The sequence below is a fragment of the Gordonia caeni genome, assembly GCF_039537105.1.
Taxonomy (GTDB): Bacteria; Actinomycetota; Actinomycetes; order Mycobacteriales; family Mycobacteriaceae; genus Gordonia; species Gordonia caeni.
In genome coordinates, this window is sequence record NZ_BAAAZW010000001.1 from 477,241 (window position 1) to 491,342 (window position 14,102).

Genomic DNA, 14,102 nt, shown 5'->3' on the forward strand with positions numbered 1-14,102 from the left:
TCCTGGAAGACTCAGTCCGCGGTGCGACGGTGATAGGCGCGCAGCGCGAAGGGTGCGAGGACCAGGGTCAGGCCCACCGACCAGAGCACCGTCGCGATCACCGGATGCTGTAGCGGCAGGGCGGAGTCCGGACCGGCGGCCGGTCCGTTGCCCCACAGCACGCGCAGCGCCTGGACGAGCGACGAGATCGGATTCCACTCGGCGATCGCTCGCAGCCACGGTGCCATCGGGGCGGTCGGAACGAAGGCGTTGGACAGGAAGGTCAGCGGGAAGATGGTCGTGAACATGACGCCGTTGACCGCCTCCACCGAGCGCAGCAGCGATCCGATCAGCACGCCGAACCAGATCAGCGCGAACCCGAAAAGGACGAGCAGGGCGAAGCCGGCGATTCCCTCGGCCACCGAGGTGTGGATCCGCCAGCCGATCGCCAGACCGGTCAGCGCCATCACCACGATGCCGATCATCGAGTGCAGCACCGAGGCGATCGAGCGGCCGAACAGATACGAGATCCGGGAGATCGGCAACGAGCGGAAGCGATCGACGATGCCCTTGTCCACGTCGGCGGTGATACCGGTGGCGACGATGAAGGCCGTGAACGCGATCGTCTGGCCCATGATGCCGGGGAGCAGGTACTCCTTGTAGCTGGTCTCGCCGGCCACCGGGATCGCCGGGCCGAAGACGAAGGCGAACAGCACCACGAACATGATCGGCTGCACCGTGACGTCGGCGAGCATCTCGGGCATGCGGCGGGTATGGATCAGGCTGCGCTTCACCATGATCGCCGTCTGCCGCCACAGGCTGGGCGGGGAGAAGGCGACCGGCGCGGGGTTGTCGGCGGCGACGGTGGCGGTGGCTGGGGCGGTCATGTCTCGTCCTCGGTGGGTTCGTCGGGGGCGGTGCGGTGGCCGGTCAGGGAGAGGAAGACGTCGTCGAGGCTGGGGCGTGAGAGGCTCAGGTCGTCGACGGCGATGCCGGATTCGTCCAGCAGCTGGGCCACTGTGGTCAGGTCGGCCAGGCCACCCGCGGGAAGGGTCAGCGACCGGCCGGCCTCGTCGAGGAAGACCTCGGCGCTCCCCGAGCCGCTGAGCCCGCCCGCGATCGGGGCGATCAGCGCATGGGCGGTGGCCAGGTCAGCGGCGTGGGTGAGGGTCGCGACGACGCTGGCCGAGCCGGCCTGGTCCTTGAGGGCCAGCGGGGTGCCGTCGGCGATGATCCGACCCTGATCGACGACGACGATACGGTCGGCCAGCTGGTCGGCCTCCTCCAGGTACTGCGTGGTCAGGACCAGGGTGGTGCCCCGGGCGACGAGCCCGCGGAGCACGTCCCACAACTCGTTTCGGCTGTGCGGATCCAGGCCGGTGGTGGGTTCGTCCAGGAACAGCACCGGCGGCGCGCTGATCAGGCTCACGGCCAGGTCGATGCGTCTGCGCATGCCGCCCGAATAGTCACGCACCACTTTGTCGCCGGCCTCGGTGAGGGAGAACTGCTCGAGCAACTCGTCGCTGCGTGCGCGCAGTTCTCTGCGGCCGATCCCGTACAGGCCGCCGATCATCGCGAGATTCTCGCGACCGGTCAGGAGTTCGTCGACGGTGGCGGCCTGCCCGGTCAGGCCCATGCTGCGCCGGACCTGCCCGGGCTGCTCGCGCACGTCGAAACCGTTGATCCGGGCGGTGCCGGAGGTCGGCTGGGACAGGGTGGTCATCATGCGGACGGTGGTGGTTTTACCTGCTCCGTTCGGACCGAGCATGCCGAGTACGGTCCCTGCCGGGACCGAGAAACTCACCCCGTCCACGGCGGTGAAGTCGCCGAAGCGCTTCACCAGGTCGATCGCTTCTACCGCGGCTGGTTCGTCATTCACCCGATCAGGGTAGACCGAACGTACGACACCCGGCTATCGGTTTTCCTCCGTCGTGAATCACCGGGACTCGTCGGATTCGAGCTTCTTGGTGAACTCCTTGGCACCCTTGCGCCGCGCCTTCTTCTCCCGCTTGCGATGCCGCTTCTCCTCGGATTCGGGAGCCGGTCCGGTGCCGTCCGGATCGCCGACGGCCTGCCGGCCGCGGGTGAGGGCGTGCGCCTTGAGCCTGCGATAGCCGCGGACCGACAGCGAGCTGAGGTGGTTGAGGTGGATCGCCGGATCCTCGGCCAGGGCGTCGGCCAGGGTCTGGTCGACCAGGGTGGTTCCGGCCCGAGCCGCACTGGCCAGCCGGGCGGCGATGTTCACCGGTTCGCCGAAGACGTCACCCATCCGGATCAGCGCGGGACCGGCGGCCATACCGATCCGGAGGGTGGGAAGTTGCCCGTCGGAGGTGAGGGCGTGCAGTTCCAGTGCGATCTCGGCGGCCGCCGACGGGGTCGGCGCGGTGAACATCACCGCGTCGCCGATGGACTTGATCACCTGTCCCGAGCCCGAGGTGATGATCCGGTGGGCCGCGGATTCGAAGGCTTCGAGCAGTGTTTCGAGCTCACCGAGCTGCAGCCGGCGCGACAGCGAGGTGTAACCGACGATATCGGCGAAACCGATGATCACGTCGCCGTGCTCACCGGAACCGGTGTCGGCCACCGAACCGCGTTCGAGGAAGCCCTGCAGGTGGCGCCGCCAGATGAAGTTGTGGATCTGGGCCACCGCGTCGGTCAGTTGCTCGGTGCTCATCTCGACGCGGGGATCGGCGGCCAGGGTCCGGATCTGTTCGGCCTCCCATTCGGCCAGGCGGGCGGTGGCCTGGCCGATGGACCGGGCCGCGGCCAACTGGGCGGCCGGATCCATCTCGCGATCCTTGCCGACGAAGACGGCCAGTGCCGCTACATCCCGTTCGGTGAACGCGAAGTCGGGCTCGCCGGGATCCGCAGCGGTGTCGCGGTCAGGCTCGTGGGTGTCGGGATCGTGGGCGAAGCCGAACGCCGACCAGAGGCGAGTCGCGAATTCCGGATCCACCCGCAGTCGCTGCACGATCTGATCGCGCGTGTAGTCGATGGACGGGCCGGCGGTAGGCGGATCGTCGTCACTCATGAAGTAAACCTTTCACGAGATAGGCCATGCGGGAGGCGAACTCGGGCCGTGGAGTGCTGCGCGGCATCCGCACGGCGTCGTTCACCACGGCCAGTGCCGCGTGCACGGTGAGTGTCGCGACCGGCGGCGGAAGCTCCGGGCGGGCCGCTTTCAGCAGTTCGATCCAGCGGGCGACGTACTGCCGCTGGCTGGCCAGCAGGTCGGCTGCCTGAGGCTGCTCGGCCAGGGCGTAACCGCTGGTCAGAGCGACGAGAAGGTCGGGAGAAGCGGTGATGGCCCGGACATAGGAGTCCACCAGCAGATCGAGGAGCTCGGCGGGGTCGGAGGTGACGAGGGCGGCGGCCATCGCACCGGCCTCCAGGCGCAGCGCACTGCGCCGGCCGATCGCCACCAGGATCGCGTCCTTGGACGGGAAATGCTTGTAGACGCTGGGGCCGGTGATCCCGACGGCCGCACCGATGTCGTCCATGCCGGTTCCCGGATAGCCGCGGTCGGCGAACAGCTGGGCTGCCGCGTCGAGGATCTCGTCGCGCCGACCGTCGCCCGCGGCGGGCGTCGCCATCGGCTCCGGGAGCGGCGGTGCGAGCGCCGGACGCAACGTGAACAGTCGCCAGACCAGTTGCTCCACAGTCGATTCCGCGAGCTGACGGTCGGTCCGCGAGAGGCGGCCGATCACGCTGCCGGCCACCGACAGCACGGCGCCGGCCAGATACATCGATTCGCGCTCGGACAGGTCGGGACGACTCTCGGCGATGGCCGCCGCCCAGCGCCGCAGCACACTGCGCGTGCGGCGCACCACCTCGCGGTTCTGTTCGTCGGACAGATGCTGGCCGGACCAGCGCCACAGCGAGGTGGCGCCGGGGTCGGTGGCGCTGAGCGCGGTCGCCGCCGTCACCACCGCCTGGGCGGAGTCGGGGTGATCGCGCTGCTCTTCGCGACGCAGGGCCTCGCGCGTGTGCGATTCGAAGGTGTCGACCCCGGACTGAGTGGCCGCGAAGAGCAGCGCCTGCTTGTCGGCGAAGTACCGGTACACCGTCGGAGTGCTGACTCCGGCGCGTGCGGCGATGTCGGAGACCGCGACATGCGGGTAGCCGCGGTCGGCGAAGAGGAACGCGGCCGCGGCGGACAGCTGGCGGCGACGATCCTCCGCGCGATCGCGGCGAGGGCTTCTGGGGGACGGCATTGTGAACCGACCATAGCTGATGAAGGAACGGATTCCTACGGATCCACCTGTGGGTATAGCCAAATGCGTTAATCCGCGTTAGCCTCACTGGGTAACCATCTAGGTTCGTGTGAAAGGAACACTTGTGCCTGACCAAGCATTCATCTACGACGCGGTGCGTACGCCTCGTGGCAAGCAGCGCGGCGGTGCGCTGCACAGCGTCAAGCCGATCGACCTGATCTCCGGTCTGATCGACGCCCTCCTGGAGCGGCACCCCGACCTCGACCCGAAGGCCATCGACGACGTCGTCCTCGGCGTGGTCTCGCCGGTCGGCGAACAGGGTGCGGTCATCGCCCGTACCGCGGCGCTGACCTCGGGGCTGGGCCAGAGCGTTCCCGGCACCCAGATCAACCGGTTCTGCGCCTCGGGCCTGGAGGCCTGCAACCTGGCCGGTGCCAAGGTGGCCTCGGGCTTCGACGACCTGGTCCTGGCCGGCGGCGTCGAGTCGATGTCGCGCGTGCCGATGGGCAGCGACGGCGGTGCCCTCTTCATGGACCCCGCCACGGCCTACGACAACTACATCGCCCCGCAGGGCATCGGTGCCGACCTGATCGCCACCATGGAGGGCTTCTCCCGCGAGGACGTCGACGCCTTCGCCGCTGAGTCCCAGCGCCGTGCCGACGAGGCATGGAAGGCCGGCCGCTTCAAGAACTCCGTGATCCCTGTCAAGGACATCAACGGTGTGACCCTCCTGGAGCAGGACGAGCACATGCGTCCGGGCACCACCGCCGAGAGCCTCGGCAAGCTGAAGCCCGCCTTCCAGGCGCTGGCCGACATGGCCGGCTTCGACGACGTCATCATGCAGAAGTACCCGAGCGTCGAGAAGGTGGAGCACGTTCACACCGGTGGCAACAGCTCCGGCATCGTCGACGGCGCCGGCCTGGTGCTGATCGGTTCGGAAGAGGCCGGCAAGCGCAACGGCCTGACCCCGCGCGGGCGCATCGTCGCCTACGCCGAGGTCGGCTCGGAGCCCGCCATCATGCTCACCGGTCCCACCCCTGCCACCGAGAAGGTGCTGGAGAAGGCCGGACTGACCGTCGACGACATCGACGTCTTCGAGCTGAACGAGGCCTTCGCCTCGGTCGTCATGAAGTGGGAGAAGGATCTGGGCATCCCCCACGAGAAGGTGAACGTCAACGGCGGCGCGATCGCCCTCGGTCACCCGCTGGGCGCCACCGGCGCGATGATCCTGGGCACCTGCCTCGATGAGCTCGAGCGCACCGGTGGCCGCTACGGCCTGGTGACCCTGTGCATCGGCGGCGGCATGGGTGTCGCGACCATCATCGAGCGCGTCTGAAGACCAGAGAGACTAAGGAAACGACTGAACACATGAGTGACAACATGATCGCGTGGGAGTCCGGCGCCGACGGCGTCGTCATCCTCACCATGGACGACCCGAATCAGGGCGCGAACACGATGAACCAGCTGTTCATGGATTCGCTGGCCGCCACCGTCGACCGTCTCGAGGCCGAGAAGGACGACATCGCGGGCGTGGTGCTGACCTCGGCGAAGAAGACCTTCTTCGCCGGCGGCGACCTCAAGGACATGACCGCCGACCGCACCGAGACCAAAGAGGAGATCGCCAAGGCGATCACCGACCGCACCAACGGCATGAAGGCCGTGCTGCGTCGCCTGGAGACTCTGGGCAAGCCGGTCGTCGCCGCCATCAACGGCGCGGCGCTCGGCGGCGGCCTGGAGCTGGCGCTGCACTGCCACTACCGCATCGCCGCGGACGTCAAGGGCGCCCAGGTGGGCCTGCCCGAGGTGACCCTCGGCCTGCTCCCCGGCGGCGGCGGCGTCACCCGCACCGTGCGCCTCCTCGGCATGCAGCAGGCCCTGATGGGCGTGCTGCTGCAGGGTCCGCGTCTGCGTCCGGCCAAGGCCAAGGACCTGGGCCTGGTCAACGAGGTGGTCGACAGCGTCGACGCCCTGATTCCGGCGGCCAAGGCCTGGATCAAGGACAACCCCGAGGCTCAGCAGCCGTTCGACGTCAAGGGCTACAAGATCCCGGGCGGCGCGCCGACCAACCCGGCCGTCGCGGCCAACCTCCCGGCGTTCCCGGCGCTCCTGCGCAAGCAGATCAAGGGCACCAACATGCCGGCGCCGCGCGCCATCCTGGCCGCGGCCATCGAGGGCGCCTACGTCGACGTCGACACCGCGGATCTGATCGAGACCCGCTACTTCGTGTCGCTGGTCACCGGACAGGTGGCGCAGAACATGATCAAGGCCTTCTTCTTCGATCTGCAGCACATCAACGGCGGCGGCTCGCGTCCGGACGGCTTCGACAAGTGGCAGGCCAAGAAGGTGGGTGTGATCGGCGCCGGCATGATGGGCGCCGCGATCGCTTACGTCTCGGCCAAGGCCGGTATCGACGTGGTCCTCAAGGACATCGACATCGACGCCGCCAACCGGGGCAAGGACTACTCGGTCAAGCTCGAGGAGAAGGCTCTCTCGCGTGGCAAGACCACCGAAGAGAAGAGCAAGGCTCTGCTCGACCGGATCCACCCGACCGTCGACCCGCAGGACTTCAAGGGCGTCGACTTGGTGATCGAGGCCGCGTTCGAGTCCGTCGAGGTGAAGAACAAGGTCTTCCAGGAGATCGAGGACATCGTCGAGCCGAACGCCGTGCTGGGTTCGAACACGTCGACCCTGCCGATCACCATCCTCGCCGAGGGCGTCAAGCGCTCCGAGGACTTCATCGGGATCCACTTCTTCTCGCCGGTCGACAAGATGCCGCTGGTGGAGATCATCTGCGGTGAGAAGACCAAGGACGAGGTGCTCGCCAAGGTCGTCGACTACACCCTGCAGATCAAGAAGACCCCGATCGTCGTGAACGACAGCCGCGGCTTCTTCACCAGCCGCGTCATCGGCACCTTCATCAACGAGGCCATCGCGGCCGTCGGCGAGGGTGTGGAGCCGGCGTTCATCGAGCAGGCGGGCAGCCAGGCCGGCTACCCGGCCGCGCCGCTGCAGCTGTCCGACGAGCTGACGCTGACCCTGATGCAGAAGATCCGCAAGGAGACCGAGGCCGGTGCCAAGGCCTCGGGCATCGAGATCCCGTCGCACGGTTCCTACGCCGTCATCGACAAGATGGTGGAGCTGGGCCGCACTTCGAAGAAGGACGGCGCGGGCTTCTACGACTACGCCGACGGCAAGCGCGGCCTGATCTGGCCGGGCGTCCGCGAGACCTTCAACTCGGGCTCGGTGGAGATTCCGCTCGAGGACATGAAGGAGCGCATGCTCTTCGCCGAGGCGCTGGAGACTGTGAAGTGCTTCGACGAGGGTGTGCTCACCTCCGTCGAGGACGCCAACATCGGCTCGATCTTCGGGATCGGTTTCCCGGCCTGGAGCGGTGGTGTCATCCAGTACATCAACGGTTACGAAGGCGGCGTCCCCGGCTTCGTCGCGCGAGCCAAGGATCTGGCGAGCAAGTACGGCAGCCACTTCGAGCCGCCGGCCTCGCTCGTGGAGAAGGCCGACCAGGGTGTCACCAAGCTGACCAACGAGAACCTGGTCAAGAAGTGACACACCGCTGACTGTGGTGCCGACCGGCCCCGGTGGACTTTCCGTCCGCCGGGGCCGGTTCGCTCTTGTGGCCCGAGCCGTTCGGTCGCAGATCGCCGCCGACTGGCTAGGATCGACCGGCATGCGATCCGGAACGACACTCGGCGGCGAGTCCTGGTCGGTGCGGCGCCGGCTGCTGGCGTGGCGCCCGGCCGTGGGCCACGGCGGGTTCGGGGTCGAATCCGTGCACTGGATCGATCAGACCCTTCCGCTGCCCGATCCCGATCCGGTAGAGGACACCTGTGCGGCGGCCGAACGGGAGAAGCCCACCTTGCTCGACCGGGTGGTCGATCTGGTCAACCTGCCGGGCCATGTCGAGACTGCGGTGCTGCTTCCGCTGGTGTTGGGGCTGGTGTACGTGATCTCCGGTCTCGCGGCGCTGGTGGCGACGCCCTTCGTCCTGACCGCTCGTGTGCTCGGTGCCGCCCGGTGGTGCGTGGACGTGCGGATCGACGGAGTCTTGGTCGACATGCGCTTCGCGCGGACGGGCGCAGCCGCCGACCGTCTCATCGGCGCCGCCGCCGAGGATCTGCAGGCGCGTCGCTTCCGTACCGAGTTGGAGAGCGCACAGCCGGTGTTGACCTTCCCCGACCACGACATCGGCCCCGACGACCTCGCCGGCTGACCCGGAGCCCGTGCGGGTGCAACCCCCTGCAACTCTCGCCGGGAGGCGAGGCCCGTTCCTACGGTGAGGTCAGTCGAGCGCCGGAGGGGCGCCGCAGTGACCCGGAGGTTCTCATGGCCGACACCGATCCCGCCCGCCCGCTCGCCGGAAAGGTCGCGCTGGTCACCGGCGCCGCCCGCGGGATCGGCCGGGGCATCGCGCTCCGTCTGGCCCGGGACGGCGCCGACGTCTGCCTGGTCGACCTGACGGCCGAGTCCGCCGAGGCGGTCAAGGACGAGGTCGCGGCCCTCGGTGTCCGCGCCACCACGGTCGGTGCCGACGTCAGTGACCGGGATCAGGTCTTCGCGGCGGTGGAGCGCGCGGTGGCCGACCTCGGCGGTCTGGACATCATGGTGAACAACGCCGGCATCGCGATGGTGGAGGCGCTGGCCGATGTGCGACCCGAGGAAGTGGATCGCCTGTGGCGGATCAACATCAACGGCGTGCTCTGGGGGATCCAGGCGGCCGCGGCCACGTTCATCGAGCTCGGCCGCCCCGGCAAGATCATCAACGCCTCGTCGATCGCCGGGCACGACGGCTTCCCGATGCTCGGCTGCTACAGCGCCAGCAAGTTCGCGGTACGCGCCCTCACCCAGGCCGCGGCGCGCGAGTTCGCGGATAAGAAGATCACCGTGAACGCCTACTGTCCGGGAGTGGTCGGCACCGACATGTGGGTCGACATCGACCGCCGCTTCGCCGAACTGACCGGTGCCGAGATCGGCGAGACCTACGACAAATTCGTCTCCGGCATCGCCCTGGGTCGCGCCGAGACCCCCGACGACGTCGCCGGCTACGTCAGCTACCTGGCCGGGCCCGACTCGGACTACATGACCGGTCAGGCCGGCCTGATCGACGGCGGTCTGCTCTTCCGTTGATCCTCGATCTGCGAGGAAGGGCCGCTCGAGCGGCGAGACGGGGCTACAGGTCGGCGGGGCGGGCCGGCCAGTCCGGGACGAAGCCCGGCAGCTCGTCGGCCACCGACATCGGGAACTCGGCGGGACGCTTCTCCAAGAACGAGGCGACGCCCTCGCGGCCGTCCGGGGAGGCGCCCATGGCGAACATGCCGTGGGACTCGGCGGCGTGGCCGTACCAGGGCGACGGGAGCTCCAGGCCGTGCCACAGCATGCGGCGGGCCGCCGCGACGGACACGGCCGAGGTGGATTCGACGATCTCCGTAGCGAGTTCGCGGGCCTTGGTCAGCAACTGGTCATCGGGCACCACGTAGTTCACCAGCCGTCCGCGCAGCGCCTCTTCGGCCCCGAAGACCCGTCCGGTGACCACCCACTCCACCGCCTGGGAGATGCCGACCAGCCGCGGCAGGAACCAGGTCGAACCGGCTTCGGGCACGATCCCGCGCCGGGTGAACACGAAGCCGAACCGCGCGGACTCGGCGGCGATCCGGATGTCGGCGGGCAGACTCATGGTGACGCCGATGCCGACGGCCGCACCGTTGAAGGCGACGATCACCGGTTTGGTGGACCGGGCGATCTTCAGGGCGAGCCAGCCGCCCGGATCGCGGGAGACGCCGTCGACGGTCCCGACCTCGGCGACCATCGCGCGCTGCTCCTCGGTGAGCTCGGCGTCGCTGATGAAGCCCTCGCTGAGCTCGGCGCCCGCGCAGAAGGCGGGGCCGGAGCCGGTCAAGATCACCACCCGCACGTCGTCGTCGGCATCGACCCGATCGAACAGTCGCCCCAGCTCCAGGCACATCTCCATGGTGAAGGTGTTGCGCTTCTCCGGCCGGTTGAAGGTGACCGTCCGGATCTTGCCCGAGTCGGCGACGTCGAAGTGCGTGTAGGTCATGAATGCGACCCTACGACAGCGGCTGCCCCTCGATGACCGGAGTGAGGTCGGGCCGTTTGGGGGTGCGGCCGTCGCCGAGGGAGCGGCCGCGGAGGCGGCGGATCATCCAGGGGGTCAGATACTGCACGGCCCAGCGTCCGTCGCGGACGTGCCGGTAGAGGCGATGCGGATCCTGTAGCGACGGAAGGGGAGCGCCCCACTCCGGAGAGCTGTCCGGCAGCCCCAGGGCGTGCGCGGCCCCCGCGGCGAAACGCTCGTGGCCCAGCGGTGACGCGTGCAGCCGGTCGGGCGCCCATGTCCTCAGGTCGGTGAGTACCGGGGCGGTGTACAGGTCCACCAGCACGAAGCCGTACCGGTCGGCGAAGCCGCGCATCATGTCGTTCAGAGCGAGCAGCTTGTCCTCCAGCCGCCGGCCCAGCGGAATGGTGCGGGCGACGTCGGGATAGGTCGAGATCAGTACCGTCGCACCGGTCCCGGCGAGGACGTCGTAGACCGCTTCGAGGTCGTCGTGGATCCGCGTCATGTCCGAGCTGCTGAGCACGTCGTTCATGCCCAGCGGCGCGGTGATGAGATCCGGTTCCATCGCGAGGGCGCGCGGGAGCTGTTCCTCTCGCGTCTGGCGTGTGGTCTTGCCGCGCACCGCCAGATTGGCATAGCGCAACTCCGGGTTGAGCTGAGCCAATCGCTCGGCCAGCCGGTCCGCCCAGCCGCGGTACTCGTACCGCGGATCCGGGTCGCACAGGCCTTCGGTCTGACTGTCGCCGAGGGCGACGAAACGCGAATACTGCACGGCCTAGATGGTAGGCGTCCGGCAGACCCGATGCAGGTAGGCCACCCGCGAGTGTACAAATTTACCAATCTGTATAGACAACGGACGCAATACGGCCTAGTGTCAACTTGACTCGTAGTTCAGACGAGGAGAGGAAGACATGGCACATCCGACGATCGACAGCCCCGACGCCCCGGACCTGCAATGGCGCGACAAGAAGCGTCATCTCTGGGTGCTGGGCCTGATCCCCCCGACGGCGATCTTCGTCGCGACCGGATTCATCGCGCTGATGAACTGGATCGGGCACCAGCTCGACTGGAGCTGGATGAACACCCTGTCGCCGGTGTGGTGGTGGATCGGCCCGATGCTGGTCTATCTGCTGCTCCCGCTGCTAGACGTCTTCTTCGGCCCCGACGGCCAGAATCCGCCGGAGGAGCTGATCGAGCAGCTGGAGAACGACAGGTACTACCGCTACTGCACGTACGTGTACATCCCGTTCCAACTCGCGAGCCTGATCTTCGCCTGCTACCTCTGGACGGCGAACGATCTGAGTTGGCTGGGAGTCGACGGGGGTGGCCTGAGCCTGGTGTCCAAGATCGGTCTGGCCCTCTCGATCGGCGCGATGGGCGGCATCGGTATCAACACCGCCCACGAGCTCGGCCACAAGAAGGTCACTATGGAGCGCTGGCTCTCCAAGATCACGCTGGCCCAGACCTTCTACGGGCACTTCTACATCGAGCACAACCGCGGCCACCACGTCCGCGTCTCCACTCCCGAGGATCCGGCGAGCTCGCGTTTCGGTGAGACCTTCTGGTCCTTCCTGCCGCGCAGCGTGTGGGGATCGCTCCGGTCCGCATGGTCGCTGGAGGCCAACCGGATGAAGCGGCTCGAGCGCGCAGTGGTGCACCCGAGCAACGACGTGCTCAACGCCTGGGCGATGTCGATCGTCCTGTGGGGCGCCCTCGCGGTGATCTTCGGGTGGCAGATCCTGCCGTTCATGGTGCTGCAGGCGGTCTACGGCTTCTCGCTGCTGGAGACGGTCAACTACCTCGAGCACTACGGCCTGCTGCGGAAGAAGAACGCCCGCGGCCGCTACGAGCGCTGCACCCCGCAGCACAGCTGGAACTCCGACCACATCGCGACCAACATCTTCCTGTACCACCTGCAGCGGCACAGCGACCACCACGCGAATCCGACCCGGCGGTACCAGACGCTGCGGAGCTTCGAGGACTCGCCGAACCTGCCGAGCGGCTACGCCAGCATGATCACCATCGCCTACTTCCCGCCGCTGTGGCGCAAGGTCATGGACAAGCGCGTCATCGCGCACTACGACGGTGATCTGACCAAGGCGAATCTGCAGCCGGGCAAGGAGGAAGCCCTGCTCGCCAAGTACGGCGCGGCGCCCTCCGTCCGAGAGGATGGGCCGGGCCCGGTGAACGCCGCCGGCGCACCGAGTTCCACCGCGGGCGGTGTGGCCGTCGCCCCGAAGCAGCGAACGGGCCGGCCGCCGAGCGCCTACCGGTGCCCCAACTGCGAGTTCGTCTATCGCGTCGCCGACGGCGCACCGCGCGAGGGTTTCCCGGCCGGAACAGCCTGGGCCGCCGTGCCCGACGCGTGGGCCTGCCCCGACTGCGGGGTTCGCGAGAAGATCGACTTCGTCCCGATCGGAGAATGACATGAGCGCCGTCAACGACTACAAGGTGTTCCGCTGCCTCCAGTGCGGATTCGAGTACGACGAGGCCGAAGGCTGGCCCGAGGAGGACTTCCCGCCGGGCACCCGCTGGGACGACATCCCCGACGACTGGAGCTGCCCGGACTGCGGTGCCGCCAAGATCGACTTCGAGATGGTCGAGGTCAGCCGCTCATGACGCCGACTGCCGGCGCGGTCATCGTCGGGTCCGGCGTGGCCGGCGCGACGGCCGCGCAGACGCTGCGCGCCGAGGGCTTCGCCGGGCCGGTGACGATCGTCGGCGGCGAGCCCGGCCTCCCGTACCGCCGGACCGCGCTCAGCAAGGACCTGCTCGGCGCGGACCTGCGTCCGGACCGGATCTCCCTGCTCAAGCCCGCGGCCTGGGCGGACAAGGAGATCGAGATCCTCGGCGGTACCAGGGTTCTCGACGTCGACGCGCCGCGCAGGACAGTCGATCTCGACGACGGCACCACTCTGGCCTATCGGGTGCTGGTCCTGGCGACCGGAGGACAGCCGATCCGGCCCGCGTGGCTCGAGGAGGACGTCCTGGCGCTCCGCACGGTCGGCGACGCCGAGCGGATCCGGTCGGCGATCAACTCCTCGGGGGCGCTGGTGGTGATCGGCGGCGGCCTGATCGGACTCGAACTGGCCGCCTCGGCGGCAGCCGCCGGACACGCGGTCACAGTCCTCGAAGCCGCCGATCGCGTGATGAATCGTGTTGTGCCACCGGAGGTGTCGGAGTTCGTCGAGAGCCTGCACCGGGACAACGGGGTCGATGTGAGGTGTGGCAGCCGGGTGGTCAGAGCCGGTGCCGACGGGGTGGAACTGGAAGACGGTTCGACGGTGCGCGGCACCGTGGTCGCCGCGGTGGGCATGGCCCCCGAGGTGGGCCTGGCGGCCGGCGTCGGTGTGCGGGTCTCCGACGGGGGGATCGTCGTCGACGAAGCTCTGCGCACCGATGTCTCGGGCATCTATGCCGCCGGTGACGCGGTGGTGGTCTCCGATCCGCTGACCGGTGATCCGGCGCGGTGCGAGCACTGGTTCGGTGCCCTCGATCAGGGAGCGGTGGTGGCGCGATCGATCATCGCGGATCTGGCGGGCGAACCGGCTCCGGTCTACGCCGAGGTTCCGCGGGCGTGGACCGTGCAGTACGGCGTCAACGTGCAGATCGTCGGCCGGCCGACGGCCGCCGGCGAGGTGCTGGTCGACGGTTCCTTGGCGGAGCGGTCGGCCACGGTCACGGTGACCGGCCCGGGCGGGTTGCTCGGTGCGGTCACCGTCGGCCGGGCCGCCGCGGCGCGCACTCTGCGGGCCCAGATCGCGGCCGGCCTCGGGTCGGCGGTGTGAGCACCGCGGTCGGCGGGCCGGGCGCGACTACGC

13 protein-coding genes are annotated in these 14,102 nt (G+C 68.6%); 7 read left to right on the plus strand and 6 right to left on the minus strand.

Annotation, left to right across the window (positions count from 1 at the left end):
* Nucleotides 1-11: 11 nt before the first annotated feature.
* Genes ABD732_RS02225 through ABD732_RS02240 form a run of 4 tightly spaced genes read right to left on the minus strand, consistent with a single transcriptional unit; the run spans nucleotide 12 to nucleotide 4,193 of the window.
* A complete protein-coding gene (locus ABD732_RS02225) occupies nucleotides 12-866 on the minus strand; it encodes an ABC transporter permease (RefSeq protein WP_344780127.1) in 855 nt (284 codons plus the stop codon).
* The gene (locus ABD732_RS02230; RefSeq protein WP_344780129.1) at nucleotides 863-1,858 is read right to left on the minus strand and encodes an ATP-binding cassette domain-containing protein; all 996 of its coding nucleotides are present in this window, start codon (nucleotides 1,856-1,858) and stop codon (nucleotides 863-865) included. The genes ABD732_RS02225 and ABD732_RS02230 overlap by 4 nt, the downstream gene beginning before the upstream one ends.
* A gap of 57 nt (nucleotides 1,859-1,915) precedes the next feature.
* Entirely contained in the window at nucleotides 1,916-3,010 is a 1,095-nt protein-coding gene (locus ABD732_RS02235; protein ID WP_344780131.1) for an adenylate/guanylate cyclase domain-containing protein, read from the minus strand.
* Nucleotides 3,003-4,193 (minus strand): TetR/AcrR family transcriptional regulator, encoded by a 1,191-nt coding sequence (locus ABD732_RS02240; protein ID WP_344780133.1) that lies wholly within the window; start codon nucleotides 4,191-4,193, stop codon nucleotides 3,003-3,005. The genes ABD732_RS02235 and ABD732_RS02240 overlap by 8 nt, the downstream gene beginning before the upstream one ends.
* 124 nt (nucleotides 4,194-4,317) lie before the next feature.
* Here ABD732_RS02240 and ABD732_RS02245 point away from each other — a divergent pair, with 124 nt between their 5' ends.
* The 4 genes from ABD732_RS02245 (at nucleotide 4,318) to ABD732_RS02260 (ending at nucleotide 9,335) form a co-directional block, all read left to right on the plus strand.
* Entirely contained in the window at nucleotides 4,318-5,529 is a 1,212-nt protein-coding gene (locus ABD732_RS02245; protein WP_344780135.1) for an acetyl-CoA C-acetyltransferase, read from the plus strand.
* Between the two features lie 32 nt (nucleotides 5,530-5,561).
* Complete coding sequence (locus ABD732_RS02250) at nucleotides 5,562-7,757, plus strand: 3-hydroxyacyl-CoA dehydrogenase NAD-binding domain-containing protein (RefSeq protein WP_344780137.1); 2,196 nt, start codon at nucleotides 5,562-5,564, stop codon at nucleotides 7,755-7,757.
* A 121-nt stretch (nucleotides 7,758-7,878) separates the two neighbouring features.
* On the plus strand, nucleotides 7,879-8,421 hold the full coding sequence (locus ABD732_RS02255; protein WP_344780139.1) for a hypothetical protein: 543 nt from the start codon (nucleotides 7,879-7,881) through the stop codon (nucleotides 8,419-8,421).
* Nucleotides 8,422-8,534: 113 nt separating this feature from the next.
* On the plus strand, nucleotides 8,535-9,335 hold the full coding sequence (locus ABD732_RS02260) for an acetoin reductase (protein ID WP_344780141.1): 801 nt from the start codon (nucleotides 8,535-8,537) through the stop codon (nucleotides 9,333-9,335).
* A 43-nt stretch (nucleotides 9,336-9,378) separates the two neighbouring features.
* Here ABD732_RS02260 and ABD732_RS02265 read toward each other — a convergent pair whose 3' ends face one another.
* Together ABD732_RS02265 and ABD732_RS02270 are read right to left on the minus strand one after the other, a co-directional pair.
* Entirely contained in the window at nucleotides 9,379-10,263 is an 885-nt protein-coding gene (locus ABD732_RS02265) for an enoyl-CoA hydratase-related protein (protein WP_344780143.1), read from the minus strand.
* A 10-nt stretch (nucleotides 10,264-10,273) separates the two neighbouring features.
* The gene (locus tag ABD732_RS02270) at nucleotides 10,274-11,053 is read right to left on the minus strand and encodes an SGNH/GDSL hydrolase family protein (protein ID WP_344780145.1); all 780 of its coding nucleotides are present in this window, start codon (nucleotides 11,051-11,053) and stop codon (nucleotides 10,274-10,276) included.
* 139 nt (nucleotides 11,054-11,192) lie between these two features.
* On the opposite strand from ABD732_RS02270, the gene ABD732_RS02275 reads away from it, so the two are divergent.
* The 3 genes from ABD732_RS02275 to ABD732_RS02285 are packed head-to-tail and all read left to right on the plus strand — an operon-like array spanning nucleotide 11,193 to nucleotide 14,069.
* Nucleotides 11,193-12,707 carry a fatty acid desaturase gene (locus ABD732_RS02275; RefSeq protein ID WP_344780147.1) on the plus strand — a complete coding sequence of 505 codons (1,515 nt, stop codon included), beginning with the start codon at nucleotides 11,193-11,195 and terminating at the stop codon, nucleotides 12,705-12,707.
* Between the two features lies 1 nt (nucleotide 12,708).
* Nucleotides 12,709-12,900, plus strand: coding sequence for a rubredoxin (locus ABD732_RS02280; RefSeq protein WP_344780149.1), 192 nt, complete (start codon nucleotides 12,709-12,711; stop codon nucleotides 12,898-12,900).
* Complete coding sequence (locus ABD732_RS02285; protein ID WP_344780151.1) at nucleotides 12,897-14,069, plus strand: NAD(P)/FAD-dependent oxidoreductase; 1,173 nt, start codon at nucleotides 12,897-12,899, stop codon at nucleotides 14,067-14,069. The genes ABD732_RS02280 and ABD732_RS02285 overlap by 4 nt, the downstream gene beginning before the upstream one ends.
* Nucleotides 14,070-14,102: the final 33 nt, after the last annotated feature.

What these genes read in the sequence shown, in the direction of transcription:
- ABD732_RS02265 (WP_344780143.1), bottom strand. Translation starts at nt 10,263, where the DNA reads ATGACCTACACGCACTTCGACGTCGCCGACTCGGGCAAGATCCGGACG.
- ABD732_RS02275 (WP_344780147.1), top strand. Translation starts at nt 11,193, where the DNA reads ATGGCACATCCGACGATCGACAGCCCCGACGCCCCGGACCTGCAATGG.
- ABD732_RS02255 (WP_344780139.1), top strand. Translation starts at nt 7,879, where the DNA reads ATGCGATCCGGAACGACACTCGGCGGCGAGTCCTGGTCGGTGCGGCGC.
- ABD732_RS02240 (WP_344780133.1), bottom strand. Translation starts at nt 4,193, where the DNA reads ATGCCGTCCCCCAGAAGCCCTCGCCGCGATCGCGCGGAGGATCGTCGC.
- ABD732_RS02250 (WP_344780137.1), top strand. Translation starts at nt 5,562, where the DNA reads ATGAGTGACAACATGATCGCGTGGGAGTCCGGCGCCGACGGCGTCGTC.
- ABD732_RS02280 (WP_344780149.1), top strand. Translation starts at nt 12,709, where the DNA reads ATGAGCGCCGTCAACGACTACAAGGTGTTCCGCTGCCTCCAGTGCGGA.
- ABD732_RS02225 (WP_344780127.1), bottom strand. Translation starts at nt 866, where the DNA reads ATGACCGCCCCAGCCACCGCCACCGTCGCCGCCGACAACCCCGCGCCG.
- ABD732_RS02285 (WP_344780151.1), top strand. Translation starts at nt 12,897, where the DNA reads ATGACGCCGACTGCCGGCGCGGTCATCGTCGGGTCCGGCGTGGCCGGC.
- ABD732_RS02235 (WP_344780131.1), bottom strand. Translation starts at nt 3,010, where the DNA reads ATGAGTGACGACGATCCGCCTACCGCCGGCCCGTCCATCGACTACACG.
- ABD732_RS02260 (WP_344780141.1), top strand. Translation starts at nt 8,535, where the DNA reads ATGGCCGACACCGATCCCGCCCGCCCGCTCGCCGGAAAGGTCGCGCTG.